The sequence below is a fragment of the Streptomyces venetus genome, from assembly GCF_039540295.1.
Taxonomy (GTDB): domain Bacteria; phylum Actinomycetota; class Actinomycetes; order Streptomycetales; family Streptomycetaceae; genus Streptomyces; species Streptomyces venetus.
This window is the reverse complement of the sequence record NZ_BAABET010000002.1, coordinates 580,524-606,294: the sequence shown is the minus strand read 5'-3', so window position 1 is coordinate 606,294 and position 25,771 is coordinate 580,524. Positions and strand designations below refer to the sequence as shown.

At 71.3% G+C, this 25,771-nt stretch carries 25 protein-coding genes; 12 read left to right on the top strand and 13 right to left on the bottom strand.

Annotation, left to right across the window (positions count from 1 at the left end; genetic code table 11):
- Nucleotides 1-173: 173 nt before the first annotated feature.
- The 6 genes from ABEA82_RS07660 to ABEA82_RS07635 form a co-directional block, all read right to left on the bottom strand.
- The gene (locus tag ABEA82_RS07660) at nucleotides 174-794 is read right to left on the bottom strand and encodes a Uma2 family endonuclease (RefSeq protein WP_345660617.1); all 621 of its coding nucleotides are present in this window, start codon (nucleotides 792-794) and stop codon (nucleotides 174-176) included.
- A 152-nt stretch (nucleotides 795-946) separates the two neighbouring features.
- Nucleotides 947-1,726 carry a succinate dehydrogenase iron-sulfur subunit gene (locus ABEA82_RS07655; RefSeq protein ID WP_345660616.1) on the bottom strand — a complete coding sequence of 260 codons (780 nt, stop codon included), beginning with the start codon at nucleotides 1,724-1,726 and terminating at the stop codon, nucleotides 947-949.
- Nucleotides 1,726-3,480 (bottom strand): succinate dehydrogenase flavoprotein subunit, encoded by a 1,755-nt coding sequence (gene sdhA / locus ABEA82_RS07650; protein ID WP_345660615.1) that lies wholly within the window; start codon nucleotides 3,478-3,480, stop codon nucleotides 1,726-1,728. Before sdhA ends, ABEA82_RS07655 begins: the two co-directional genes overlap by 1 nt.
- A gap of 19 nt (nucleotides 3,481-3,499) precedes the next feature.
- Nucleotides 3,500-3,982, bottom strand: a complete 483-nt coding sequence (locus ABEA82_RS07645) for a succinate dehydrogenase hydrophobic membrane anchor subunit (protein ID WP_345660614.1) — start codon at nucleotides 3,980-3,982, stop codon at nucleotides 3,500-3,502.
- A 5-nt stretch (nucleotides 3,983-3,987) separates the two neighbouring features.
- The gene (sdhC, locus tag ABEA82_RS07640; protein ID WP_078540725.1) at nucleotides 3,988-4,368 is read right to left on the bottom strand and encodes a succinate dehydrogenase, cytochrome b556 subunit; all 381 of its coding nucleotides are present in this window, start codon (nucleotides 4,366-4,368) and stop codon (nucleotides 3,988-3,990) included.
- A gap of 210 nt (nucleotides 4,369-4,578) precedes the next feature.
- The gene (locus ABEA82_RS07635; RefSeq protein WP_345660613.1) at nucleotides 4,579-5,079 is read right to left on the bottom strand and encodes a 2-oxo-4-hydroxy-4-carboxy-5-ureidoimidazoline decarboxylase; all 501 of its coding nucleotides are present in this window, start codon (nucleotides 5,077-5,079) and stop codon (nucleotides 4,579-4,581) included.
- A 290-nt stretch (nucleotides 5,080-5,369) separates the two neighbouring features.
- Between ABEA82_RS07635 and ABEA82_RS07630 the strand changes: the two genes are divergently transcribed.
- From ABEA82_RS07630 to ABEA82_RS07615, 4 genes are all read left to right on the top strand, one after another.
- The gene (locus ABEA82_RS07630; RefSeq protein ID WP_345660998.1) at nucleotides 5,370-6,965 is read left to right on the top strand and encodes a beta-N-acetylhexosaminidase; all 1,596 of its coding nucleotides are present in this window, start codon (nucleotides 5,370-5,372) and stop codon (nucleotides 6,963-6,965) included.
- A 96-nt stretch (nucleotides 6,966-7,061) separates the two neighbouring features.
- Nucleotides 7,062-7,568 carry a hypothetical protein gene (locus ABEA82_RS07625; RefSeq protein ID WP_345660612.1) on the top strand — a complete coding sequence of 169 codons (507 nt, stop codon included), beginning with the start codon at nucleotides 7,062-7,064 and terminating at the stop codon, nucleotides 7,566-7,568.
- A 108-nt stretch (nucleotides 7,569-7,676) separates the two neighbouring features.
- Nucleotides 7,677-8,231, top strand: a complete 555-nt coding sequence (locus tag ABEA82_RS07620) for a hypothetical protein (protein ID WP_345660611.1) — start codon at nucleotides 7,677-7,679, stop codon at nucleotides 8,229-8,231.
- A gap of 156 nt (nucleotides 8,232-8,387) precedes the next feature.
- Nucleotides 8,388-8,783: a hypothetical protein gene (locus tag ABEA82_RS07615; RefSeq protein WP_345660610.1), complete on the top strand. Its 396-nt coding sequence runs from the start codon at nucleotides 8,388-8,390 to the stop codon at nucleotides 8,781-8,783.
- A gap of 2 nt (nucleotides 8,784-8,785) precedes the next feature.
- On the opposite strand, the gene ABEA82_RS07610 is transcribed toward ABEA82_RS07615, so the two are convergent.
- Nucleotides 8,786-10,021: an N-acetylmuramoyl-L-alanine amidase gene (locus ABEA82_RS07610; RefSeq protein ID WP_345660609.1), complete on the bottom strand. Its 1,236-nt coding sequence runs from the start codon at nucleotides 10,019-10,021 to the stop codon at nucleotides 8,786-8,788.
- Between the two features lie 231 nt (nucleotides 10,022-10,252).
- Between ABEA82_RS07610 and ABEA82_RS07605 the strand changes: the two genes are divergently transcribed.
- From ABEA82_RS07605 to ABEA82_RS07590, 4 genes are all read left to right on the top strand, one after another.
- Nucleotides 10,253-10,870, top strand: coding sequence for an RNA polymerase sigma factor (locus ABEA82_RS07605; protein WP_345660608.1), 618 nt, complete (start codon nucleotides 10,253-10,255; stop codon nucleotides 10,868-10,870).
- 138 nt (nucleotides 10,871-11,008) lie between these two features.
- Complete coding sequence (locus ABEA82_RS07600) at nucleotides 11,009-11,794, top strand: hypothetical protein (RefSeq protein WP_345660607.1); 786 nt, start codon at nucleotides 11,009-11,011, stop codon at nucleotides 11,792-11,794.
- A gap of 346 nt (nucleotides 11,795-12,140) precedes the next feature.
- Nucleotides 12,141-12,815, top strand: a complete 675-nt coding sequence (locus ABEA82_RS07595) for an RNA polymerase sigma factor (protein ID WP_345660606.1) — start codon at nucleotides 12,141-12,143, stop codon at nucleotides 12,813-12,815.
- Entirely contained in the window at nucleotides 12,815-13,861 is a 1,047-nt protein-coding gene (locus tag ABEA82_RS07590) for a hypothetical protein (protein ID WP_345660605.1), read from the top strand. The genes ABEA82_RS07595 and ABEA82_RS07590 overlap by 1 nt, the downstream gene beginning before the upstream one ends.
- A 203-nt stretch (nucleotides 13,862-14,064) precedes the next feature.
- Here the strand turns inward: ABEA82_RS07590 and ABEA82_RS07585 are convergent, their stop codons facing one another.
- Nucleotides 14,065-14,916 carry a L,D-transpeptidase family protein gene (locus tag ABEA82_RS07585; RefSeq protein WP_345660604.1) on the bottom strand — a complete coding sequence of 284 codons (852 nt, stop codon included), beginning with the start codon at nucleotides 14,914-14,916 and terminating at the stop codon, nucleotides 14,065-14,067.
- A gap of 138 nt (nucleotides 14,917-15,054) precedes the next feature.
- Between ABEA82_RS07585 and ABEA82_RS07580 the strand changes: the two genes are divergently transcribed.
- Nucleotides 15,055-16,635 carry an acyl-CoA mutase large subunit family protein gene (locus ABEA82_RS07580; RefSeq protein WP_345660603.1) on the top strand — a complete coding sequence of 527 codons (1,581 nt, stop codon included), beginning with the start codon at nucleotides 15,055-15,057 and terminating at the stop codon, nucleotides 16,633-16,635.
- 82 nt (nucleotides 16,636-16,717) lie between these two features.
- Nucleotides 16,718-17,368: a leucine efflux protein LeuE gene (leuE, locus tag ABEA82_RS07575; protein ID WP_345660602.1), complete on the top strand. Its 651-nt coding sequence runs from the start codon at nucleotides 16,718-16,720 to the stop codon at nucleotides 17,366-17,368.
- Nucleotides 17,369-17,384: 16 nt separating this feature from the next.
- Here leuE and ABEA82_RS07570 read toward each other — a convergent pair whose 3' ends face one another.
- Nucleotides 17,385-18,803: an FAD-dependent oxidoreductase gene (locus tag ABEA82_RS07570; protein WP_345660601.1), complete on the bottom strand. Its 1,419-nt coding sequence runs from the start codon at nucleotides 18,801-18,803 to the stop codon at nucleotides 17,385-17,387.
- 73 nt (nucleotides 18,804-18,876) lie between these two features.
- Between ABEA82_RS07570 and ABEA82_RS07565 the strand changes: the two genes are divergently transcribed.
- Complete coding sequence (locus ABEA82_RS07565) at nucleotides 18,877-19,527, top strand: TetR/AcrR family transcriptional regulator C-terminal domain-containing protein (protein ID WP_345660600.1); 651 nt, start codon at nucleotides 18,877-18,879, stop codon at nucleotides 19,525-19,527.
- Between the two features lie 10 nt (nucleotides 19,528-19,537).
- Here ABEA82_RS07565 and ABEA82_RS07560 read toward each other — a convergent pair whose 3' ends face one another.
- The 4 genes from ABEA82_RS07560 to ABEA82_RS07545 all read right to left on the bottom strand — a co-directional run bounded on the left by ABEA82_RS07560 (nucleotide 19,538) and on the right by ABEA82_RS07545 (nucleotide 24,175).
- Complete coding sequence (locus ABEA82_RS07560) at nucleotides 19,538-20,458, bottom strand: class I SAM-dependent methyltransferase (protein ID WP_345660599.1); 921 nt, start codon at nucleotides 20,456-20,458, stop codon at nucleotides 19,538-19,540.
- Nucleotides 20,459-20,522: 64 nt separating this feature from the next.
- Nucleotides 20,523-21,677, bottom strand: a complete 1,155-nt coding sequence (locus ABEA82_RS07555) for an acyltransferase family protein (protein WP_425588492.1) — start codon at nucleotides 21,675-21,677, stop codon at nucleotides 20,523-20,525.
- Nucleotides 21,678-21,857: 180 nt separating this feature from the next.
- Nucleotides 21,858-23,189: an alpha-2,8-polysialyltransferase family protein gene (locus ABEA82_RS07550; RefSeq protein ID WP_345660598.1), complete on the bottom strand. Its 1,332-nt coding sequence runs from the start codon at nucleotides 23,187-23,189 to the stop codon at nucleotides 21,858-21,860.
- Nucleotides 23,189-24,175 (bottom strand): glycosyltransferase family 2 protein, encoded by a 987-nt coding sequence (locus ABEA82_RS07545; protein WP_003992533.1) that lies wholly within the window; start codon nucleotides 24,173-24,175, stop codon nucleotides 23,189-23,191. The genes ABEA82_RS07550 and ABEA82_RS07545 overlap by 1 nt, the downstream gene beginning before the upstream one ends.
- A 198-nt stretch (nucleotides 24,176-24,373) precedes the next feature.
- On the opposite strand from ABEA82_RS07545, the gene ABEA82_RS07540 reads away from it, so the two are divergent.
- Nucleotides 24,374-25,747, top strand: a complete 1,374-nt coding sequence (locus tag ABEA82_RS07540) for a DUF6716 putative glycosyltransferase (protein WP_345660597.1) — start codon at nucleotides 24,374-24,376, stop codon at nucleotides 25,745-25,747.
- The last annotated feature ends 24 nt before the right edge of the window (nucleotides 25,748-25,771 follow it).

Genomic DNA, 25,771 nt, shown 5'->3' with positions numbered 1-25,771 from the left:
ACGCTGTCGAGGAAGACTGTAGACCTCCTTTTGAACACGTTCAACTCGGGGGTGTGGGGTGTAGGTCACGCCGTCGCGGTGACCCGGCTTTTGAGGTCGCAGAAACTGGCGCGGCCCCCTCTCCTGTATTTCTCGGAGAGGGGGCCGCGTGGCGCGTTCGGTCCAGAACCGGGTCACTCAGCCTGTTTCGGCTGTCCTGCCTTCAGGATCTCGGCGACGTCCAGTGTGACCTTGGCGCCGATGGAGTCGGGGAGGGTGACGATCTCGCCGGGGGCGTGGGGACGGTGGTTCTCGTACCCGTTTTCCGCGGGGTCGGTGAGAACGTGAAGGCGCTGGTGCTTACGGTCGACGACGACGTAGACAGGCACCTTGGCCTCGGCGTAGGCGGCGACCTTGGTCTTGAGGTCGTCCTTCCAGTTGCCGGAGGTGACCTCCAGAACGAGGCGGAAACAGGCCGGGTCGTAGGCGTTGTTCTCGACGAAGTGGGCGTCGATATCGGCGTCCACCACTACGAGGTCGGGGATGGCGTAGTCCTCGGCGCCGGTGGGGAGCCACAGCCCGACGTTCTGAAGGGTCTCGGTCTCTCCGCCGTGCAGGCCTGCGGCGATGAACGGGATCATGAGGCCGGTGAGGGCACGGGCGTGAGGTGCATCCGGGGACGGGGTCACGAGGAGATGGCCTCCGATGATCTCGACGCGGTAGCCCGGATGGCGCTCCATGATCTCGTCGGCGATGGTCGTCAGGGTGACCGGCTCTTCGTCGTGGAAGGGCTGCTCGACGGAAGCTGCGGACATCAGGTGCCTCCTGGGGGCTGGTGTCGAGAGCATCATCGTAGGCCGGGCCGGGCCCACGGGTCCGTTCCGAGCGTCTTCACCCGATGGTGTGGCATATGCCAGAGGGCCCCGTCTCCAGCGGAAACGGGGCCCTCATCAGCAACCTGCGAGGCTCAGTACCGGCGCGTGATCAGCGCCCGCTTCACCTCGGCGATCGCCTTCGTGACCTCGATACCGCGCGGGCACGCGTCCGTGCAGTTGAAGGTCGTGCGGCAGCGCCACACGCCGTCGCGGTCGTTGAGGACCTCCAGGCGCTGCTCGCCCGCCTCGTCACGCGAGTCGAAGATGAAGCGGTGCGCGTTGACGATGGCCGCCGGGCCGAAGTACTGGCCGTCGTTCCAGAAGACCGGGCACGACGTGGTGCAGGCCGCGCAGAGGATGCACTTCGTCGTGTCGTCGAAGCGCTCGCGGTCCTCGGCGGACTGCAGGCGCTCGCGCGTGGGCTCGTTCGTGTCCTTCGTGATGAGGAAGGGCATGACGTCCCGGTACGCCTGGAAGAACGGCTCCATGTCGACCACGAGGTCCTTCAGGACCGTGAGGCCCTTGATGGCCTCGACCGTGATCGGCTTCTCGGGGTTGATGTCCTTGATCAGGGTCTTGCAGGCAAGACGGTTCTTGCCGTTGATCCGCATCGCGTCGGAGCCGCAGATGCCGTGGGCGCACGAACGGCGGAACGTCAGCGTTCCGTCGAGCTCCCACTTGATCTTGTGGAGGGCGTCGAGGACGCGCTCCTTCGGGTCGATCTCCACCTGGAAGTCTTCCCACACCGCTTCGGCCGCGACCTCGGGGTTGAAGCGGCGGATGCGGAAGGTGACCGTGATGTAGGGGGAATCAGCGAAACCGGGCTCGGGCCGGCCGGCCGCGTCTTCCTTGTCCAGAACGGGGGTAGCCATCAGTACTTACGCTCCATCGGCTGGTAGCGGGTCTGGACGACCGGCTTGTAGTCGAGACGGACGGTTTCGGAGCCGTCGGCGCCGACCTCGCGGTACGCCATGGTGTGCCGCATGAAGTTGACGTCGTCGCGGTTCGGGTAGTCCTCGCGGTAGTGACCGCCGCGGGACTCCTTGCGGGCGAGCGCGGAGACGGCCATGACCTCGGCGAGGTCGAGCAGGTTGCCCAGCTCGATGGCCTCCAGCAGGTCCGTGTTGAACCGCTTGCCCTTGTCCTGGATCGACACGTTCTTGTACCGCTCGCGCAGCTCCGCGATCTTCTCGACCGCGGTCTTGATCGTCTGCTCGGTCCGGAACACCATGACGTTGGCGTCCATGGTCTCCTGCAGCTCGCGCCGCAGCACCGTCACACGCTCGGTGCCGGTGGCGTCGCGCAGCCGCTCCACCTGCTCGATCACGAGCTCCGCCGGGTTCTCCGGCAGCTCCACGAACTCCGCCTTCTGCGCGTACTCCGCGGCCGCGATACCGGCGCGCTTGCCGAAGACGTTGATGTCCAGCAGCGAGTTCGTGCCGAGGCGGTTCGCGCCGTGCACGGACACGCAGGCGACCTCGCCGGCCGCGTACAGGCCCGGGACGACGGTGGTGTTGTCCGCCAGGACCTCACCCTCGACGTTCGTCGGGATGCCGCCCATGGCGTAGTGCGCGGTGGGCTGGATCGGGATCGGGTCCGTGTAGGGCTCGATGCCGAGGTAGGTGCGCGCGAACTCCGTGATGTCCGGGAGCTTCGCGTCCAGCTGCTCCGGCGGGAGGTGCGTGAGGTCCAGGTAGACGTGGTCGCCCTCGGGGCCACAGCCACGGCCTTCGCGGATCTCCGTGTAGATGGAGCGCGAGACCACGTCACGGGACGCGAGGTCCTTCATGACCGGCGCGTACTTCTCCATGAAGCGCTCGCCGTCCTTGTTGCGGAGGATGCCGCCCTCACCGCGGGCGCCCTCCGTCAGCAGGATGCCCATGCGCCAGATGCCGGTCGGGTGGAACTGGAAGAACTCCATGTCCTCCAGCGGCAGACCGCGGCGGTAGACCGCCGCCTGGCCGTCACCCGTCAGCGTGTGCGCGTTGGACGTCACCTTGAAGAACTTGCCGCAGCCGCCGGACGCGTAGATCACGGACTTCGCCTGGAAGACGTGGATCTCGCCGGTGGCGAGTTCGTACGCCACGACGCCCGCCGACTTCTTGACGCCGTCGACCTCGGTGATCAGCTGGTCCAGGACGTAGAACTCGTTGAAGAACTCCACGCCCTCCTTGACGCAGTTCTGGTACAGCGTCTGGAGGATCATGTGGCCGGTGCGGTCGGCGGCGTAGCAGGAGCGGCGGACCGGGGCCTCGCCGTGGTTCCGGCTGTGACCGCCGAAGCGGCGCTGGTCGATGGTGCCGTTCGGGGTGCGGTTGAACGGCAGGCCCATCTTCTCCAGGTCGAGGACCGAGTCGATGGCCTCCTTCGCCAGGATCTCGGCGGCGTCCTGGTCGACCAGGTAGTCACCGCCCTTGACCGTGTCGAAGGTGTGCCACTCCCAGTTGTCCTCCTCCACGTTGGCCAGCGCGGCGGCCATGCCGCCCTGCGCGGCGCCCGTGTGGGAACGGGTGGGGTACAGCTTGGTCAGCACGGCGGTGCGGCTGCGCTTCGTGGACTCGATGGCCGCGCGCATGCCCGCGCCACCGGCGCCGACGATGACGGTGTCGTACTTGTGGATCTTCATGATTCTCGCAACCCCGTGCCTAGCGGATGTTCGGGTCGAAGGTGAAGATCACCAGCGTGCCCAGCAGGATGGTGAACACCGTGGCGGTGTAGAGCAGGCCCTTGAGCCACAGCCGGGTGTTCGCGCGCTCCGCGTAGTCGTTGATGACCGTGCGCAGGCCGTTGGCGCCGTGCAGCATCGCGAGCCACAGCATCAGCAGATCCCAGACCTGCCAGAACGGCGAGGCCCAGCGGCCCGCCACGAAGGCGAAACCGATCTTCGACACGCCGCCGTCCAGCACGAGCTGGATCAGCAGGTGGCCGAGGACCAGGACGACCAGCACGACGCCGGACAGGCGCATGAACAGCCAGGCGGCCAGCTCGAAGTTGCCCCGGGTGCTCTTCGGGGTCTTCTTGGTCCGCTTGCGCGGGGCCTCGATGAAAGGCGCGGGGTTGTCGACGGTGTAGACGGGGCCACCCTCGACGGGGCCGACGCCCGCGGCGGTCTTGTCAGTCGTGGACATTGGCGTCAGCTCCCGAACAGTTCACGAGCGGCGTGGCCGAGGACGGGGTAGATCGCCCCGAGCATCAGCACGATCCACACGGCGACGACGGTCCAGAGCATCTGCTTCTGGTAGCGCGCGCCCTTGATCCAGAAGTCGACGGCGATGACGCGCAGACCGTTGAGCGCGTGGAAGAGGATGGCGGCGACGAGGCCGTACTCCAGCAGCGCGACGATCGGCGTCTTGTACGTGGCCACGACGTTGTCGTAGGCCTCAGGGGACACGCGGACGAGAGCGGTGTCCAGCACGTGAACGAACAGGAAGAAGAAAATGAGGACGCCGGTGACTCGATGAGCCACCCAGGACCACATTCCTTCCCGGCCGCGGTACAGCGTTCCAGCCGGCACGGAAGTTTCCTCCGGGAGCGGGGATTGGGGCCGCGCCGGCTTGGTGTGTCGGTCGGGCCCGGCCGGGTACGGTCCACCGGCCCCCAGCATCGTAGCGAGGCGCTGCCGCCGGGCTGAGCCCGGGTCCCAGGGTGTGATCAAACTGGCACGCAAAGAGGTGCAGGTGGGCTAGTGAGGCCCACGGGGCACGGGGTGTGGCGGGTGCGGGCGTCAGTGGTCGATCGCGCCCACGCGGCGCCAGCCGCATGCCGACCGCTGCCCCGCGCCCCTGAGGGCGTGCAGCAGACGTCCCCTCGCGAGGCGCCGGAGTTCGTCCGCCACGACCGCTCGCTCCTCCTCGGGATCGTTGGTCAATCGTGACCGGATGGCCGCGAGGAGGCGGTCCAGGGTCTCCGACGGGGACAGACCGTCCAGACAGATGACGAACACGTGCCCGAAGCGGGCCTCGTATGCGGCATGGGCCGCGCTGAGGGCGGTGTGGGCAGCTGAGTAGGTGTCCGGCGGGAGCGTCGGCAGGGGCTCGGCCGCCAGGGCTTCCGTGAGGTCGGGCCAGGACAGGTCGTAGGCCGCCTCGTCGGCGGCGGCCAGCAGGGAGTCCAGGTCCGGATAGGGGCGGTGGCCCGCAACGCGCCGGGCCCAGCTGAGGCTGCGCAGGCAGGAGAGGAGGGCCTGCTCCAGGTCCTCCTCGGAGGCGGCGTTGAAGTGCTCCACCGGTATGGCGAGTCGGCCGGGGAGATCTGGGACATGGTGCGCGGGCAGCGTGGGTCCTCGTGGGCGTCACGTGTGTCGGCAGGGCAAGTTGTGAGAGATGTGACGTCACGCTATCGAGTGCGACCGTGACGTGTCCGAAGGATGCACGAATTTCACCCGCGAGGGAGAGTTTCGGCACGCGTGGTGGACGCGCGCCGGGCGGCCCGGGGTTTTAGGTTGGCTGGGTGAGTCAGCACAGGCGCCGGAGTTCGGCGAAGCAGGTGAAACAGCGGCCAGTGCTGGTCGTGGCCATGGCCGTAGCCCTGGTCGTGGTCGTGGCCGGGGTGAGTCTCGGGCTCTGGGCGGCCTCGGGCGGCGACGGCGGGTCCGCGGAACCGGAGGCCAGACCGTCCCAGGGCGGGACCGCGGCCGCCCCGCGGGGCACCTCGCCGTCGGAGAGTCCCAGCCCGAGCCGCTCGTACGCCCTGTCCAAGGCGCCGCAGACGATCCCCGCCGTGCGCGACCACACCCCCGCCCGCGGCCCGGGCTGGCGTCCCGAGAGCGGCGACCGCGTGGTCGTGGACGACCCGGCGCTCGCCGACGAGGGGCGGCTCATCGCCGGTGAGCTGGGGCTGTCGTACCAGGGTGAGAAGAACGACCGGCAGGCCGGGGACGTACGGCTGGCGCTGGACGGCGACAAGAAGGCGAACCCGGAGTCGTACGTCATGACCGTGCGCGACGGGCGGGTGGAGATCAACGGGCCCGCCGACGCGGGCGTCTTCTACGGCACCCGCACGCTCAAGCAGGAGGTGGACGACGGCGGCACGGCGCCCGAGGGCGTGGTGCGGGACCAGCCGGCCAAGGAGGAGCGCGGGTTCATGCTGGACATCGCGCGCAAGAACTACACGGCCGGCTGGATCGAGGACCGGATCCGCGAACTGGGCGACCTGAAGTACAACCAGCTCGGTCTGCACTTCTCCGACGACCAGGGGTTCCGGATCGAGTCCGACTCGCATCCGGAGATCGTGTCCCAGGAGCATCTGACCAAGGCGCAGGTGCGGAAGATCGTCGACCTCGCGGAGAGCCGGCACATCACCGTCGTGCCCGAGATCGACTCGCCCGGGCACCTCGGCGCGGTCATCGACGCCCACCCCGACCTCCAGCTGCGCACCGCGCAGGGGTCGGCGGTGCAGGGTGCCATCGACATCTCCAAGGCGGAGAGCGCCAAGATCGTCGACGACCTGCTGAACGAGTACGCGGACCTCTTCCCCGGCCGGCCCTGGCACCTCGGCGGCGACGAGTACCAGGCCCTGGTCCGCTCCGACCCGGAGGCCTCGTTCCCCGAGCTGGCCGCCGCCGCGCAGCAGAAGTACGGCGCCGGTGCCACGGTCGCCGACCTCACCACCGGCTGGCTGAACGACCGGGCCGCCACCGTCCGCGACAACCAGCGCACCCCGCGCGCGTGGAACGACGGCTTCTTCCGTGACACGTCCGTCGCGGCCGACAAGGACATCCAGGTCGCCTACTGGACCGGCAAGGAGATCGGCGCCCGGGCGCCGGTGGAGTACCTGAGCACGGGCCGGAAGGTGATCAACTACAACGACGAGTTCCTGTACTACGTGCTCGGCGAGCCGCAGACCTTCGTCTACCCGACCGGGCAGCGGATCTACGAGCAGTGGACGCCGCGGATGCTGCGCGACACCGCGCAGGTGCCGGCCCGCTACGACGACCAGATCCTCGGCGGGACCTTCGCCGTCTGGGGCGACCAGCCGGACGCGCAGACGCAGGACCAGGTCGCGGCCGGGATCCGGATGCCGCTGCGGGCGACCGTCCAGAAGCTGTGGGACCCGGGCGAGCCCGGCCTGTCCTGGGCGCAGTTCCGGGCACTGGCGGACAGGCTCGGCTGACTCCGCTCGAATTGGCCCGTAAGGCTGCGAACCGCCGTGCGGCTGTGGTGGTCTTCTGACGCGAGCCGAATCGAATATGCCGGGGGGAACCGCAGTATGGGCTACTGGGGATATTTCGTCGTGGGCCGGGAGGAACGGCCGCTGGTGGAGCTGGACGCCCTGGCCGGGGCGGCGGAGGGGATGACGCTCCGCGCCTCGGCACCCGGCGGCTGGCAGGTCTGGGAGTACCCGAGCCGCGACGGCGACGTCGGGAACATGAACGCCCTGGCCCGCCAGACCGGCGCGCCGGCGCTCTTCGGGTACGTCATGAACAGCGAGTGCGTGGCGCTGGAGGCCGCCGCGCCGGAGAGCGGGGCGTGGACGACCTGCCTCGCCCGGACCGCGATGGCCGGGTACCTGGGGGCCGGCCGGGAGGGCCTGACGCTGGAGGACTACTTCCTTCCACCTCGCGACGCCGCCGAGCGCGCCGTCCGCTGGGCCGCGGAGGCCGGGCACGAAGTGAACGCCGACGCCCTACTGGCCGTACTCACTTCAGACCCCGACCCCCTGGCCGAAAACCTGTTGTTCCACTTCCTCGACAGACTCGGCGTGGTGCCCCTGTGACACTCCGGGGCAGTTGCACGCAGTAAGGGGAAGTGCGGGTTCCGTGAGGGGTGAGGGCTGGGAGCGGCCTGGCAGGGCCCTGGAGAAGGCCCGCGGAGGGAGGCGTGGATGAGCCTGGTGGAGTTGATCGCACAGGCCGACGAACGCGGGCTGGCCGCGAGCGGCCTGGCTTGTTTGGATCGGTGTGTGCCCCTGCTGGGCGGCGACGACGAGATCCTGCGGCCGCTGTGGGCGAGCCTCACCGACGACGCCGGAGCCGGCGACTGGGGTGACGGCCTGGAGCAGGCGCGCGGGAAGCTGGACACCGCCGGCGGCGAGGACGAGGCGGCCGTGCTCGCCCAGCGGATGCTCGAGGCCGCTCCCGCCGAGCGGTCCGCCGCCGGTGTACGGGTGTGGGCCGACGCCTGCTCCGTCGCCTCCCTCCAGATCCACCGCCTCCTCGACACCCTCCAGGACGACGCCTCGTCGGTGGACGCCCGCCGCGAGGGCCGTACGGACGGCATGTCACCGCTCGTCGCCGCCGAACTGCGCCGCCAGATCACCGTCCTGGAGGTCCTGGCCGGACACGGCCAGGCCGGGCTTCGGCGGGCGCTGGAGGTGTCGGTCGAGGGGCGGCGCGTACTCCGCGCGGTCGTCTCCCGCCGGACGCGGCAGCACGGGTGAGGACCGGGCGGGCGGCGAGGGCTCTGACCGGCCTAAACCCCGTTCCTGGGAGAGTCCTGTGACAGTCGTGAGGCCGCCGTGGGGCGGTCCTGCGTCGCTTCGGGAAAGCCGCCGATTCCGGGTGACGAAACGCTTCGCCACAGCGCTTTCCGGGGTGTGACGACTCAAGCGGAAACCAGGCCCTCGGCCGCGGCGAAGCCGCTGCGTTGGGCGGCGGACACGGTGGCGACGATGCGCGAGGGAGCACGGCTGCACCTCGACTACTCGGCCCAGAGTCTGTGGAGCATCGACCGGATGATCGAGGGGATACGGCGGGAAGGGGCGCCGCACGCCGCCGTGCAGGAGGTCCTGCGCGGCTTCGGGGCCTATGCGGGTGAGGTGATGGCACGTCAGACCGGCGCCGAGTGGTGGGCGACGGGCGGCGACCACTGGATCCGCACCCCCGACGGACGTCTCTGGGACCCGATCGACGAGGCCCGCCGCTGCTACGCCGGGCACGGCTCGCTGCGGCTGCTGTGCCGGGACGTGATGAGCACCGCGCCCCGGCCGTAGCATCAGCGCCCGAACAAACCCTCGAAGGCGTGTCCGGCCGATTCGGGCAGGCCCTCGAAGGCCGGCTCGGCTGTTTCCGGCAGGCCCTCGAACCCGGGCCCGGCCGCCTCCGGGACCGGAGCGGCGAGGGTGCCGGCGCCCGCGGCGAGGGTGCGGATCTCGGGCAGGTCGGCGTAGAGGTTCTGTCCGGGGCAGTCGGTCGGATAGCCGTCGCGGTGCCCCGAGATGCGATGCAGCGTCACCTTCTGGCCCGACGTGTACTTGCCGTTGTCGGCCCCGGCCGTCAGCACCACCGTCCCCGTCGGGTCGATGCCGTACAGCCCGAGCTTCCAGGCCGCGACCTTGGCGACCGCCGCGCGTACGGCGGAGTTCACGGTCGCCTTGGTGTAGTCGCCGAGCACCGAGACGCTGCTGGTCGCGGTGTTGAAGCCATAGGTGTGCGCGCCGAGGACCGGCCGGTCGATGCCGCCCGCGCGGCCCTCGAAGATCTTGCCGCACTTGTCGACGAGGAAGTGGTAGCCGATGTCGTTCCAGCCGTTGCTGCGCACGTGGTAGAGGAACACCCCGCGCACCACCGACGCCGACTCGGAGCAGCTGTAGTCGTTGGCTCCCGCCGTGTGGTGGACGAACATCGCCTTGGTGGCGGTGGTGTAGGTCGGCGGGTCCTTCACCAGGGACTCGTCGGCGCCCCACGCGGAGCGCGACGTCACGGCGGGGCGGGCGAGCGACGGCGCTCCGGGGGCCGGCCCGGGGACGTCCGGCTCGACGACCGCGGTGTGCACGGCGTCCGACCCGCCGTCGGGATCGACCAGCTCGACGCGCAGCCCCGCGGGCAGCCCGGAGCCCGACACGCGCACCTGGATGCCGTCCGCGGGCCCCGTCCACAGCGGCTGGGTGCCGCCGCGCACCCCGGCCCGGTCGCGGTCTGGGCCGGTCTCCGGCGTCCGCACGCCGCTGTCCAGCGCGCGCCACGCGCTCCACTCGCCGCTCTCCCGGGAGCGGGTGCGCACATGGGCGGTGCCGTCCAGGGCGGCGTCGGGATCGTCCCAGGTGATCCCGACCATGCTGAACGGCTCGGTGGTGCGCGGGGCGAGGGACCGCTCGTGCGGATCACCGTCCGGCACCCGGACGGTGTGCACGTCGTCGTCCGGGGAGGAGGCCCGGGCGGGCTGGGTCAGGCCGAGGGCACCGAGGGCCAGGGCGGTGGCGACGGCGGTGCGCAGGAGGAGGGACGGCATACGGCGCTCGCCTTTCGTCGGGCGGTTGCATCGCGTGCAGAGCTCCCCGGTACGGCACTTGGGCAAAACCTCTCCGGGCCCGCGCTCCCGAGGACGGCGGCTCGGTATGACCCGAACGGTGGCGGACGGCGGGCGTCTGACGCGCTGTGACACTTCCGGGCGAACCGGCGCTGATGGGCATGGGGGGCGTCGCAGAGGAGGGCGCGCACTCGGTACGGACGAGGACGGTATTTGGGTCAGGGAGCGGAACCCCCGCGCGTGCGGGCGCACGACGGGGAACTGGGCGCGGCCGTCGCGCGGGCCCAGCAGGGTGACGAGGCGGCCTTCGCGGTCGCCTACCGGATCGTGCAGCCCGGACTGCTCGGCTACCTGCGCGGGATCGTCGGCGACGACGCGGAGGACGTGGCGTCCGACGCCTGGCTGGAGATCGCCCGGGACCTCGGACGGTTCAGGGGCGACGGGGCCGGTTTCCGCGGCTGGACGGCGACCATCGCCCGGCACCGGGCGATGGACCACCTGCGCCGGCAGCGGGTGCGGCCCCGGTCGTCCGCGCTGGAACAGGACGTCCTGGAGCTGCCCGGGCCGCAGAGCACGGACGAGCAGGCGTTGGAGGCCATGTCGACCGAACACGCCCTGAAGCTGGTCCGAGGCTTGCCGCGCGACCAGGCCGAGGCCGTACTGCTGCGCGTCGTGGTCGGCCTCGACGGCCCCGCCGCCGCACGCGTCCTGGGCAAGCGGCCGGGCGCGGTACGCACGGCCGCGTACCGGGGGCTGAAACGTCTCGCCGGGCAGCTCGGGGCGGAGAGTGTGACGGATGAGGGGCCCCGGACGCTGGGTGAGTCGACGTGAACAAATTTCAGCTTCGCCGGCCGGACCGGCGGGGGGCGTTGGGGCCCGGCGCGGTGAACAGGGCGGACGAACGGGACGTACTGGTGAGGCCGGACAGGCCGAGTGGGACGAGTGGATCGAGCAGGGACGGACACGCACATGGGTGAGCGGCAGAGCGACGGCGGGCTTGCCGGCCGCGCCTCCCGTCATGCCCTTCTCGACTCCGAGGTCGAGGCGTTCATCGCCGCCTCCCTCATCCGGGACGGTGTCGACGCCGAGGCGGAGCGGCGGGCCGTGGCCGCGTTCCGCGCCGCCCGGGACGCCGGGGCCCACCGGACGCGCACCCGCCTCCGGGACGACTGGCGGCCCCGGGAGCGGCGGCGGTACCTGGGGCGGTCGCTGAGGACGACGCTCGGCGTGCTGTTCGCGAGCCTCACCCTGGGCGGTGTCGCCGTGGCGGCGATCGGCGCGGCGGGATCCCCGGCGGACGGCCCGGACGACGACCGCGGGCACCCGCCCGCCACGAGCGGCACCCCGAGCGACCCGGCCCGGACGCCTCCCCGCACCGGCGACCCCGGCCGCCCTTCCGGCACCGCCACCGGCTCCGCCCCCGCCCGTCCCGACCGCCCGGCCACCGCCCGGGACACCGAGGCCCACTGCCGCGCCTACGAGCGGGTCGAGGGCCGCGGCCGGGCCATGGACGCGACGGCCTGGCAGCGTCTCGTCGACGCCGCGGGCGGTGAGAGGAACGTCACGCGGTACTGCGCCGCGCGGCTGGAGCGGTCGACGCCCGAGCCCAAGCCCGAGCAGAGCGGCGGTGCCGGGAACAGCGGCGGTTCCGAGAAGAGCGGTGGTTCCGGGAACAAGGGCGCCGGCGAGAACACCGGCACGGGCAAGGGCCGGGACGACAGTGCGCCCGCTCGGCCCAACGGCCGTTCTCAGTAAGGGATCCGGCGAATCCGGAGACACCGCCTTGGCAACGGCCGAGGCCGCCACCCCCCACAGGAGAGGCCCCGGCCGTCGCGCGGCACGGACCGCGCGGCGGCCCGTACTCCCTACAGCGTCCGGTGTGCGTTTTCTGTCACACCCCGGCGTGTCACGGCTTAGTTGCATCTCCGGCGGACATGGACGGGGAGTGGTTTCAGGTCGTAACGTGCCATTCGCGCCAACAGCGGAGGCGGCAAGACCACCGCAACCACCAGCGGCCTCGGAAGGCCGCAACCATTTCATTGAGGAACCACGACGGCGAGAACCCGGTCCGCGAAAGCGGCGCCGGCGCAAAAGGGGTGCGGTGCTGGGGGACGACGCGGAGCTGACCGCCGCGGTGCGTGCGGCACAGGACGGAGATGAAACCGCGTTCCGGACTGTGTACCGCACCGTGCACCCGCGGCTGCTCGGATACGTACGGACGCTGGTCGGCGACCCCGACGCCGAGGACGTGACGTCCGAGGCGTGGCTTCAGATAGCCCGTGACCTGGAGCGGTTCACCGGCGACGCGGACCGCTTCCGCGGCTGGGCCGCCCGTATCGCCCGCAACCGTGCGCTGGACCACATACGCATGCGCGGGCGGCGGCCCGCGATCGGCGGCGACGAGACCGAACTGACCGGCCGGCCCGCCGAGTCGGACACCGCGGGCGAGGCCATCGAGGCGCTCGCCACCGACGGCGCCTTCTCCCTCATCTCCCGGCTGCCGCAGGACCAGGCCGAGGCGGTCGTGCTGCGCGTGGTCGTGGGGCTCGACGCGAAGACCGCGGCCGAGACGCTCGGCAAGCGCCCGGGCGCCGTCCGGACGGCGGCGCACCGGGGCCTGAAGCGGCTCGCGGAACTGCTCGGCGGCGATCCGGAGGCCGATCCGGAATCGGCCGGGGTGCTCGACGCCCTGCCGCCCCCGAGAGAACCACGTGGTAGTGCCATGACGTCCGCACGTGTGACGCAAAGCGTCGCGCGGACGCAGAAGGATGTGTGATGGCCGACGAGCAGTACAGGTGGCTGGACCGCGAAACAGCGGAGCGCTTGCTGAGCGGAGAGCCACTCGAAGCTGTCGACGGCGCAGCCCCTGAACGGGTCGAACGCCTCGCCAGGACACTCGACGCGCTGTCCGCGTCACCACCGCTGACCAGCGAGGAACTCCCCGGTGAGGCCGCCGCGACGGCCGCCTTCCGCAAGGCGCGCGCGGAACGCGCCGACGCCGAGGGGGCCCGTGCGGGCACCGGCGAGCGGACGGGCCGCGACATCGTCGACGCCGGGCTGGTCCGGATCGGAACCTCACGGGGCAGCGGCTCCGGCGGTGTCCGGCGGCCCCGGTGGGCACGTCCCGCGCGCCTCGCACTGGCCGCCGTGCTGGCCGTCGGCATGGTCGGCGGAGTCGCCGTCGCGGCCGGAACCGGAGTCCTGAAAGCACCGTTCGGCGGTGACGAGCCCGCCCCCGGCGCCTCCGTCTCGGCCGGTGTCACTCCGCCCGAGCGCCCGCTGATCTCGACCTCCCCGAGCGACGCCGTGCAGGGCGGGTCCACGCCCGGCGCCGCGCCGCGCGGCACCTCGACGGGCGGCGCCGGTGGCTCGGGCCGGACCGGGGACCGCGACGAGGCGGCTCCGAAGCCCGGCTCCGGTGACAAGGGAGACCGCCCCGGCGAGGGCCGTGGGAAGGTCGCCGCCGCCTGCCGTGACCTGCGCGAAGGCAAGCGGCTGAACGGCGAGCACCGGCGCGCCCTGCGGGACGCGGCGGGCGGCCCCCGGGTGTGGAAGTACTGCAAGGGTGTCCTGGCCGGCTCCCACGGCTCCGCCACCCGGCGCGGTCACGACGACGCCGACCGCGGCAAGGGCGCGAACAACGGCAAGGGCGCGAACAACGGCAAGGGCGCCGAGCAGGGCAAGGGCGCGAAGCAGGACAGCGAGCAGGACAAGGCCGAGCGCAAGGCCCAGCGGAAGGCCGAGCAGCGGACCGAGCGGCAGGGCGCCGGTGACGGCCACGCGGACCGCGGCCACTCCGCACGGTCTGGGAAGCACCTCTGACCTGCGGTTTCGCACTTCGGGAAAATCTTCTGGCCGAGGGTGTGACGTTTTCGGCCGCCCCGGCGCAGTAATGAGTGAGCCGACTGGTCATCGGCCGTCGCACAGAGCCGGGGTTCCCCCCGTACCTACGGCTCGTGCACCTGAGCGCGGGCGGGACACGTTCCCCCGGTCCCGCCCGCGCCCCAATCTCCCTCCCGCCTCCCTCACCAGGACACGACGACCTTGTCGCCGTTGCGGACCTGCGCGAACAGCTCCGAGATCGCCCGCTCGTCCCGTACGTTGACGCAGCCGTGCGAGGCGCCCGCGTAGCCCCGGGCCGCGAAGTCGGCGGAGTAGTGCACGGCCTGGCCGCCGCTGAAGAACATCGCGTAGGGCATGGGCGAGTCGTAGAGCGTCGACACGTGGTCGCGCGACTTCCAGTAGACGGAGAAGACACCTTCCCGGGTCGGCGTGTACTGCGAGCCGAAGCGCACCGCCACCGTCGACACGGTCCGCCCGTCGACCATCCAGCGCAGTGTCCTGCTGGTCTTGTCGATGCACAGCACCCGGCCGGTCCGGCAGCGCGCGTCCGGCGGATCGGCCGGCTGCCCGCCCATCAGGTACAGGTCCCACCGGCCCGGCTCGCGCGTCATGCCCAGCAGCCGCTGCCAGGTGACGGTGTCCGTCCGCCCGGTGCGCGGCAGTCCGCGCTTGCCCTGGAAGCCGCTGACCGCCCGCTCCGTGGCGTCGTCGTACGTCCCGGTCGGCCCGTCGAAGAGCCAGGCGACCTGGCGCAGCCGGGCCTGGAGTTCACGGACGTCACGGCCGGTGTCGCCCCGGGACCACAGCACACGGGCCGGGGCGGGGGCGGCGCTCGGCTTGTCGTCGGTGGGCGGTGCGGGAGCGGTGCCCGGTCCGCCGCCCCCGGCGGGGCTGCGGGCCGGGGCCGGGCTGTCGCCGGGCATCTCGATGTGCACCGGCGAGCGGCGCTTCCCGTCGCCGTCAGCGGGCTGCACGGTACAGCCGGCCAGTACGGCCGCCCCGGCGACTGTCACCGCGATCGCTGCTCTCCCCATGCCCCTGGTACGCACACGACCCCCCGCCGTCTCACCGGTGTGCCCGGATGTCACCTGAGATGTTCCCCGGACGTGACCCGTCGCGAACCAGGGGGCATGGTGGTGAGCGAGGTCACTTCCACGGGGAGGCATCACGCCATGGCGCACGAGTCGGAGTCAGGGTTGCCGATCGAGCCGGTCTACGGGCCGGAGGCTCTCGAGGGCTGGGACGCCGCGGAGAAGCTGGGGGAGCCGGGGTCGTATCCGTACACCCGTGGCGTGTACCGGTCGATGTACACGGGGCGGCCGTGGACGATGCGGCAGTACGCGGGGTTCGGTACGGCGGCGGAGTCCAATGCCCGTTACCGGCAGCTGATCGCGCACGGCACGACCGGGTTGTCGGTCGCGTTCGACCTGCCCACCCAGATGGGCCATGACTCCGATGCGCCGATCGCGCACGGCGAGGTCGGCAAGGTCGGCGTGGCCATCGACTCGGTGGAGGACATGCGGGTGCTGTTCGGCGGGATCCCGCTGGAGCAGGTCTCCACGTCGATGACGATCAACGCCCCGGCCGCGCTGCTGCTGCTCCTGTACCAGCTGGTCGCCGAGGAACAGGGCGTCCCCGCGGACAAGCTGACGGGCACGATCCAGAACGACGTGCTGAAGGAGTACATCGCCCGCGGCACGTACATCTTCCCGCCGAAGCCGTCGCTGCGGCTGACCGCGGACATCTTCAAGTACTGCCGGGCCGAGATCCCGAGGTGGAACACGATCTCGATCTCGGGCTACCACATGGCCGAGGCGGGCGCGTCCCCCGCGCAGGAGATCGCCTTCACCCTCGCCGACGGCATCGAGTACGTGCGCACGGCCGTCGCCGCCGGGATGGACGTGGACGACTTCGCCCCGCGGCTGTCGTTCTTCTTCGTCGCCCGGACGACACTCCTGGAGGAGGTCGCCAAGTTCCGTGCGGCGCGGCGGATCTGGGCGCGGGTGATGCGCCAGGAGTTCGGCGCGCGGAATCCCAAGTCGCTGATGCTGCGCTTCCACACGCAGACGGCCGGGGTGCAGCTGACGGCTCAGCAGCCCGAGGTGAACCTGGTCCGTGTGGCGGTGCAGGGGCTGGCGGCGGTGCTGGGCGGCACCCAGTCGCTGCACACCAACTCCTTCGACGAGGCCATCGCCCTGCCCACCGACAAGAGTGCCCGCCTGGCCCTGCGCACCCAGCAGGTCCTGGCCCACGAAACGGACGTCACCGCCACCGTGGACCCCTTCGCCGGCTCCTACGTCATCGAGAAGATGACCGACGACGTCGAGGCCGCGGCCGTGGAACTGATGGCCAAGGTCGAGGAGCTCGGCGGTGCCGTGGCCGCCATCGAGCAGGGTTTCCAGAAGGGCGAGATCGAGCGCAACGCCTACCGCATCGCCCAGGAGACCGATTCCGGGCAGCGGGTCGTGGTCGGCGTCAACCGCTTCCAGCTCGACGAGGAAGAGCCCTACGAGCCGCTGCGGGTCGACCCGGCCATCGAGGCCCGGCAGGCCGAACGCCTGGCCAAACTCCGCGCCGAGCGCGACCAGCCGGCCGTGGACGCGGCCCTGGCGGCCCTGAAGAAGGCCGCCGAAGGCGACGACAACGTCCTCTACCCCATGAAGGACGCCCTGCGCGCCCGCGCCACCGTCGGCGAGGTCTGCGACGCGCTGCGCGAGGTCTGGGGCGCGTACGTTCCGTCGGACGTCTTCTGACCGGCGACCGGGACCGGGGCCGGGACCGGGGCCGGGGCCGGGGCCGGGGGGAGTGTCACACCCTCGTGCGACACTCCTTTCCATGTTCGGTGTCATCGATCTGCCCACTTACCTGGCGGGCCTCGTCCTCATCATCCTGCTGCCCGGTCCCAACTCGCTGTACGTGCTGTCCGTGGCCGCCCGCCGTGGCGTGCGTGCCGGGTACACCGCGGCGGGGGGCGTCTGGTGCGGGGACACGGTGCTGATGACGCTGTCCGCCGCCGGTGTCGCCTCGCTGTTGCAGGCGAACGCCGTGCTGTTCGGGATCGTGAAGTACGCGGGTGCCGGCTATCTGACCTGGCTGGCCATAGGCATGCTGCGGGCCGCGTGGGGCATGTGGCGCACCCGTGGTGAGCGGTCCGCCGAGACGGTGGAGGCTCCCGCACCCGCCGAGGAGCGGCCCTTCCGCCGGGCCTTCGTCGTCAGCTTGTTCAACCCGAAGGCGATCCTGTTCTTCGTCGCCTTCTTCGTGCAGTTCGTCGACCCGGGGTACGCCTATCCCGCCGTGTCCTTCGTCGTCCTGGGTGCCTTCGCGCAGCTCGCCAGCGTGCTCTACCTGAGCGCGCTGATATTCGGCGGCACCCGGCTGGCCGCCGCCTTCCGCCGCCGCAAGCGGCTGTCGGCGGGTGCCACCTCGGCGGCGGGCGCGCTGTTCCTGGGCTTCGCGGTGAAGCTGTCCCTGGCGAGCGCGTAGGCGCCGGACACCCGGCCTAGCACCGGCCGAAGCGGGCGAGGTACTCCGGGAGACCCGCGGGCGAGTCGCCCGCCCAGCCCACGTAGCCGTCGGGCCGGACGAGGAACAGGCCGGGGCCGTATGTCCGGGGCGCCGGGCCCCGTACGACGTGGACCAGAGCCGTGACCTCGTCCGGAGGCTGCGCACCGCCCAGCGCCAGCAGCGTCCAGTGGGGTCCCCGGAAGGCGTCGAAGAGCCGGACGCCGTCCACGGTGCCGTCGGGCGCGCGGTCACCGGCCCGGAGCGGGCCCGGGTCGGGCCGGGTCTCGTGGGTGAGCGACGACTTCCGGTAGCCGAGGCCGAGTTGGCGGGTCGCCTGGCCGCGTGGGGTCTCGCCGCGGTGCACGCTGGTCGACAGCCCCAGCATGTCGGCGGCGACGGGCCGCCGCTCCTCCTCGTAGGAGTCGAGGAGAGCGGTGTCCGCGCCGTGGCGGAGCACCGCGCCCAGTTTCCAGCCCAGGTTGTAGGCGTCCTGGACGCTGGTGTTGAGGCCCTGGCCGCCTGCCGGGGAGTGCACGTGCGCGGCGTCGCCGGCGAGGAAGACCCGACCGGAGCGGAAGCGGTCCGCCAGGGCCGCCCGGGGGCGGAAGTCCGAGGCCCAGCGCAGCTCGGTCACGGCCTCCGCCGCGAGGTGTGACCGGGCGGCGACGACCTTCCGTATGCCGTCCAGGGACAGGTCCGGGGCCGTCCCGTCCGGGAACCGCGCCACCAGCTGGAAGTCCTCTGTACCGGCCAGCGGGCAGATCGCGAGGAAGCCGTCGCCGTCCCCGGCCGGCGGGAAGATGTGCCAGTTGTCCCGGTCCAGGCCGCTGATCCGGACGTCCGCCACGAGCGTCGGGTGGGGGTCGAGGGTCTCGCCCGTCATGCCGATGCCGAGCAGTCCGCGCACGGTCGAGCGGCCGCCGTCCGCCGCGACGGCGTACCGGGCGGTGAGGTGCTCCCCGGAGCCGGACTCCCCGCGGAAGTCCACGCGGACCCCGTCCGCGTCCTGCGTCAGGCCGACGGCCTCCCGGCCGAAGGCCACCTTCCCTCCCAGCTCCTCCAGCCGCGCCCGCAGGATCTCCTGCGTACGCCACTGCGGCACCATCCACGGCTCGCTGTACGGCGCGTCCTCGCTCGCCTCGGCCGGGTCGAACATCCGGTGCTCGCCCGCCCGCCTGCCGTCCTGCCAGATCATCCCGACCGGATAGGAGCCGCCCGCCGCGCGGATCGCGTCCAGCACACCCAGGTCGTCGAAGACCTCCATGGTGCGCGGCTGGATGCCCTTGCCGCGCGAGCCGGGGAACAACGCCTGCGCCCGCTCCACGACCAGCGCGGCCACGCCCCGCCGGGCGAGATCGATACCGAGCGCCAGCCCGGTCGGGCCCGCGCCCACCACCAGCACGTCCGTGTCCATGAACACCCGCTCCTTAACGTTGTTAAGTGCTGTCGTTCACGAGAGTCGCCTTAACGGTGTTAAGTTGTCAAGCGTGAGTACGGAACGACGCGAGCCCCTGGACCGCCGACGGGTCGCGGACACCGCGCTGCGGCTGCTGAACGAGGTGGGCCTGGACGGCCTGACCCTGCGCGCCATCGCCCGGGAACTGGACGTCAAGGCGCCCGCCCTCTACTGGCACTTCAAGGACAAGCAGGCGCTGCTGGACGAGATGGCGACGGAGATGTACCGCCGGATGGTGGCAGGGGCGGACCTCGACCCCGCCGACACCTGGCGGGAACGGCTGCTGAAGGCCAACCGGGGGCTGCGCGCGGCCCTGCTCGGCTACCGGGACGGCGCGAAGGTGTTCAGCGGCTCACGGTTCACCGGCATCGAGCACGCCGGGCAGATGGAGGACAACCTGCGGCTGTTCACGGCCGCCGGCTTCACCCTGCCCCAGGCGGTCCGCGCGCTCACCACGGCCTACCTCTACACGCTCGGCTTCGTCACCGAGGAACAGGGCGTGCGGCCCCTGCCCGGCGAGCGCCGCGAGGGCTACGACGTACACGAACGCGCCCGCCTGATGGCCGACTTCCCGCTGTCGGCCCAGGCGGGCGCGGAGATCTTCGAGGACTACGAACGGCACTTCGAGGAGGGGCTGACCCTCGTCGTCGAGGGGATCGGGGCGCGATACGGGGTCTCATGACACCCCTGGGTCAGGAGTGCTTCGCGCGGGCCCGCCGTACGGCCCGGGTGACCACGGGCGGCAGCAGGTCCTTGGCGAGGCGGCGGGCCCGGGACGGGGCGGGCCGGGCGGGGCGCGCCGCGCGGGACTCGGTGACTCGGGCGGCCGGGACGCTCGCCGGCGCCGGCGCCAGGTAGTGCCGGGAGGTCGGGAAGGGCGGCGGCTTCATGCCCCTGGACCGGGCCCGGACCAGCCGGTGCCCCGCCGCCTCCTGCACGCTCAGCCCGCAGTCCGAGCGCTGCCGGAGCACGTCGAGCAGCTCCTCCTGGAGCGGCTCGGGATCGCCCCAGGTGCCGTACAGCTTCTGCGTGCTGAGGCAGATCGGCCGCAGCCCGCGGTTGAGGACCGCCTCCCAGGCGGCGACCGAGACACCCGGCGTGTGCTCGGAACGGAAGTCGTCGAGGACCACGATGCCCTCGGGCAGCAGGATGTCGTGGGCCGCGCCGATGTCGCCGTGCACGTGCTCGTACAGGTGCGAGGCGTCCACGTGGATGAAGCGGCAGGAGTTCGGGGCCACCTTCTCGGGCACCACGGAGCTGGGGGCCGCGATCACCGTCGGCAGGGTGTCGTGGAAGGACAGGTAGTTCCGCTCGAAGGTCTGCCGGGTGAGCGAGGCGTAGGACTTCTGCGACTCCGCCTGGTTGGCGCCGTCCGGGGCGTCACCCTCGAACAGGTCGCAGACCGTGAACTTCTCACCGGCCTGGAGGTGGTGGCCCAGCAGGATCGCGCTCTTGCCCATGTAGACGCCGAGTTCCAGCAGATCGCCCTGGATCCCCTGGCTCCGCTGCCGCTCCAGGAACCAGGTGAAGAGCATCTGGTCCAGCGCGGGGAACCAGCCCGGGACGTCCGTGAGCTCGCCGGGGTGCTTGTCGGTCGCTTGTGCGTTGGTCATGGGACGAGCCTTCTCCCTCAGCGTTGCCGGAACCGACGGCTGGTTGAACGTCGCATGAACAGCCTCAGCGGGCTTTCGTCAGCATCGCCCGCAGCCGTGGCGTCAGCGGCTTCTCCACATAGTGGTTCAGCAACCACGCCAGCAGCAGCATTGAGGCCGCGGTCAGGGCGAAACTCACCCCGGACGGCAGGTCCAGACCACGGTGCAGCGCGTGGATCACCACCCAGCCGAGGTGCTCGTGGACGAGGTAGAACGGATACGTCAGCGCCCCCGCCACCGTCAGCCAGCGCCAGTTCGCCCACCGCAGCCAGCCCAGCGCGATCGCCGCGACCGCGACGAACCCGAAGCTCACGACGGCGACGATGCCCAGCGAGGAGCGGTACGAGAAACCGTCCGCGCTGGGCGCGTGCCACAGGCTCTGCACCGCGAAGTGCTGCCCTATCAGCCAGCTCACGGCGACGATGCCCCAGCCGTAGGCGTCCCGCCGGTCCAGGTGGACGAGGTAGAGGCCGACGCCGCCGATGAAGAACGGGGCGTACTCGGGCATCACCACGATGTCGAGCAGCGGCATGTTCGCGTTCTCGGCCATCACCGCGGCCAGCATCCAGACCCCGCAGAACATGATCACCCGGCGCCGGTTCGCCCCGGGGAGCACCACGCACAGCGCGAACAGCGCGTAGAAGCGGATCTCCGCCCAGAGCGTCCAGCACACCCCGAGCACCCGGTCCACGCCCAGCGGCATCTGGAGCATGGTCAGGTTCACCAGCGCATCGCTCGGCGAGACCGCCTTGTAGGCGACCACCGGCAGCGCGAACACCGCCGTCACGAGCACGACCGCCACCCAGTAGGCGGGCAGCAGCCGCGAGGCGCGGGAAGCGAAGAACGACTTCAGCGGCCGGCCCCAGCCGCTCATGCAGATCACGAACCCACTGATCACGAAGAAGACCTGGACGCCGAGGCAGCCGTAGGCGAAGTACTCGTGCAGGGTCGGGAACTGGACCTTGGGCGAGGTCCCCCAGGCCTCGGCGACCTCGCCGTCCCGGCCGCCGTAGTGGTACGCCGCCACCATCAGCGCGGCCACCAGCCGCAGCCCGTCCAGGGCGCGCAGCCGGCCGCCGGAGCTCTGCCGGCGCCGTGGGACGGTCGTGGCGCCCGGTGGTTCGACCAGCACGGCGACACCGGGCCGGGGCTTGCGGGTGCTGACGACCGTCTCGGTCACGCTGAAAACCTCTGTAGCTCGTATGTCCTCTACCTGAGCCGCCTGTGGGCGGGCAGGGCGCCGGCAGTCACCCTAGGACGGAGATTGACGCTAAAACGTTCGACGGGGACAGGCTTCGCCTGACGGTCCCCACGGGTTCACCTGGATGTCGCCGAAGCCCGCCGCCGGGGCGGGCCGGCTTCAGCGCCGTACCGCCTTGCGCAGCGCCCGCGCCCGGCGCACCACCCTGCGTGCCGTGGAGTTGCGGGGCAGGAAGGCCAGCCGCTGCGGAATACCACCGGGCAGGCCGAGCGCGGTGAGACGGCGCTTCTTGAAGTAGCGCCGGGTGCGCGGACCGAGGTGCCGGGAGAGGAACCGCTCCGCCTGCGGACGCAGGTCCGGATAGATCTGCGGCTGCATGGTGAACCCGACGGCGGTGACCAGGTCGGACAGCCGTTCGGCCGGCAGGACGTCACCGTCACCGTCCCGTTCCAGATCGGGCAGCAGCGCGTCCGCCAGGGTGGTGGGGATCCGGTTGCTGTTCTGGTAGGGCGTCAGCCGCTCCAGCAGCAGGTCGGTGCCGATGCGCGCCACGGGCAGGTCGTAGAACGCCGAGGCCGTGAACAGCGCCGTCGAGAAGCAGCCCACGACCAGCGCCGGGCGGGCCCGGTCGAACAGCACCTCGGCGAGCACGGGCGTGTCCAGCACGGTGAGGTCCACACCGAGCTTCTCGGCCTCGGACTCCAGGGCGCGGCTGTAGCGGGCCGGAGCGGTCGGGTGCGGTTTGAAGACGACCGTGCGGTGGCCGCGGGCGACGGCGCCCCGCATCATCCGCACGTGCAGGTCCTCTTCCTCCTCGGGGGAGAGGATGTTCAGCGCCGACAGGTACTGGCCGAGCAGCAGCGCCGCGTCACCGGGGAGGTCGGGCAGCTCGGGGACGGCCTCGGCGACCTCGCCCAGCACCTTCAGGAACGCGGGCGACGGCACCAGGTGTGCCGGCACGTCGAACTCGGTCAGCAGCATCGGCGTGAGCCCCGGCACCAGATCGAGGTGCAGCAGCCGCCGCACGCGCGTGCCCACCAGCGGGTCGAGCTTGTTGCGCGTGGGGCCGTAGCTCATCAGCCCGTCGGCGTAGACGTCGACGGGGGCGTCGGTGAACAGCTGGGCCACCGTGAGCGCGGGCGCGACCTGGATGGACTCAAGGACCAGGCTCACCCGGTCGTCGCCGAGACCCCACAGCATCCGCAGATAGCGCTCGAACAGCGGGATGTCGTCGGAGCGCGGCGTCCAGGCACCGGGGTGGAAGGGGCGGATCGCTTCGTTCCAGGACAGCACCTCGTCGAAGTGCTCGCGCAGCGGCGCGAAGCCCGGCATCTCGTCGAGAGCCGGGGTCGTCTCCGGGTTCGCGGAGTTGTTGAACACCAGCAGCACCCGGCGGTCCGGCTCCTCGAAGAGGTCCGAGTCGATCGCCGCGGCCAGGGTGGCGACGCCGTACAGCGTCGAGGCGCAGAAGATCTGTGTGGTCCCGGGCATCAGGCGGCCGCCCCCGCCGTGGTGACCCTGCGCCGCAGCCGCCGCAGCTTGGCCGAGCGGTCCATGTCCATAGCCTCCAGTGCGTCACCGAGCGCGTCCTGAGGCATGCGCCTGATGGCCGCCGCGCTCATCGACCGCAGCTGCCTGGCCACGGCCGGTTCGAACCTGTCTTCGTTGGAAAGGTGGTGGGCGATGATCGCGCAGTACGTCCGCACCGCCTTGGGCAGCAGCCGGTCCGCCTCGCGGTCCGCGGCCGTTTCCTCGATCACCTGGTCGAAGGCCCGGATGAAGTCGAGCTGGCGGACGTCGCCGATCTGGGTCAGGGACGAGGCCACCCCGCGCCGGTAGAACACGCCCAGCAGGCTCACCACGGCGAACGACTCCGCCTCGCGGTGCAGCTTCCAGATCCACGGCCGGTCCTCGGCCGTGCGCAGTCCGTCGGTGAAGTGCAGCACGCCCTGGTCGAGCAGGCGGCGGTGGTAGGCACCGGCCCACGCGTAGGCGTAGTCGACGGACGTCGAGCGGTGGGCGGGCAGGATCGCGTCCCGCGGGCTGAACGCCTCCCAGCGCCGGCCGACCGGTACCCGGCTCACGGAACGGGCCCGGGCGGTCGCCTGCACATGGTCGGTGCGGACGAAGTCGCAGCCCAACTCGTCCATCGCGGACACCAGTTCGGCGAGATAGCCGGGGGCCAGCCAGTCGTCACCGTCCAGGAACGTCAGGTACTCGCCCTGCGCCGCGTCCAGGCCGGTGTTGCGGGCCGTCGCCAGCCCGCCGTTCTGCTCGTGTCGGATGTATCGCACGCGCGCGACATCCGAAAGGTCCTCGGCCGCTCGTTCGAGAATGGCCGGGGTTTCGTCCTTCGAATGGTCGTCGACCAGGATGAACTCGAAATCGCGGTCGGCGTTCAACCGAAGGCTTCTGAGGGTGTCCGGGGCGTATTGCTGCACGTTGTAGAACGGCACGATCACGGAAAGCTTAGGCACCCGCAAAACGTTAGGAGCCCGTCCGGCTCCGGAACTTTCCGGTGAACATACACTGGGTGAACTCAATGTGTCAGAACGGTGCACCCCGTGTACTTCCCGCCTTCCAGCAGGCCAGTTCGGCTCTCGGTGGGCTGTTGTTAACTTTTCGTTGAGTCACGGTTCCGCCATACCTAGGAATTGCTTCCTAGCGTCTTCGACGTGCCAGCAAGTACACCGAAGCGCCCGCGAATCGCCGTCCTCGCGGACTCCGACACCCGATGGAAATGGGGTGCGCTCACCGCGCACCGCATCGCCCCGGGACCTTCCATGGAAACCGGACCGCGCGAGGACGCGCAAGTGGGTCCTGCCCTCGACGGATTCCTGCTGCGCGGCCGGGCGACGCCCACCCCGCGCCAGCTGGAGGAGGTCGGGGTGCGTGCCGACTCGCTGCGGGAGGTCACCGCCGTCGAGTTCCTGCGCGCCATGGAAGAGGAGTCGTACGACATCCTGGTCCTCGCCCTGGTCGGCGGCGGTGTGCAGGCGATGCTGCACGGCCTCAAGCGGGCCTGGGAGAACCGGACGTCACGCCCGGTCGTGGTCACCGGCTACGTCGGTGTCGTCTACGAGAAGCTCGCCGACGGCCTGCTGCTGCGGCACGGCGCGGACCTGGTCCTCGCCAACTCCCGCCAGGACGCGGAGCGTTTCCGGGCCGTCTACGACGGGGTGGGCGCCGACGCCTCGTCGGTCACCGAAGTGGCCCTGCCCTTCCTCGGCGGCGCGGCCTACGAAGGCGAACACACCCCCTACACGGTCGTCTTCGCCGCCCAGCCCTCCGTGCCGGAGAACCGCAAGGACCGTACGTACCTGCTGAACCGGCTGGTCCAGCACGCCCGCCGGCACCCCGAGCGCGAGGTGCTGCTGAAGCTGCGCTCCAAGCCGGGCGAACACACCACCCACATCGAGGAACTCCCCTACCAGAAGCTGGTGCAGCGCCTCGACCCGCCGGCCAACTTCCGCCTGGTGTACGGGAACATGGGCGAGGTCCTCGACCACACCGACCTGCTGGTGACGGTCAGTTCCACAGCCGCCCTGGAGTCGCTGCACCGCCGCGTCCCGACCGTCGTCCTGACCGACCTCGGCGTGCGTGAGGCGCTCGGCAACCACCACTTCGTCGGCTCCGGCTGCCTCGCCTCCTGGGACCAGCTCGACGCCGGACACCGGCCGGTGCCCGACGCGGAGTGGGTGGCCCGGCAGGGCGTGGTCGCTGGGGGCACCTCCCGGACGGAGTCTGGGGGAGGCTCCTACGAGTCCGCCTTCGACGCCGCGCGCGAGCGCATCGCCGAGCTGCTCGGCCGGCCCGGCGGACTGCCGCCGCTGGCCCCGTACTACACACCCGTCACCGCCCCCGGCTATCTGCCCGGGATCCTCGCCCGCCACCACCTCGGCCCGGACGGCACCCCGCTGCCCGGCGCGCCCGCCGCCGACAAGGACCCCGGTCCGGTCCGGCAGATCGTGCGCCGGGCGGCGCGCGGCGCCTACCGGCACGGCGTGCAGCGCGTGGCGCCCGTCATCCGGCGGATGGGCGAGCTGTGAGCCGCCCCGAGACCCCTGCTCAAG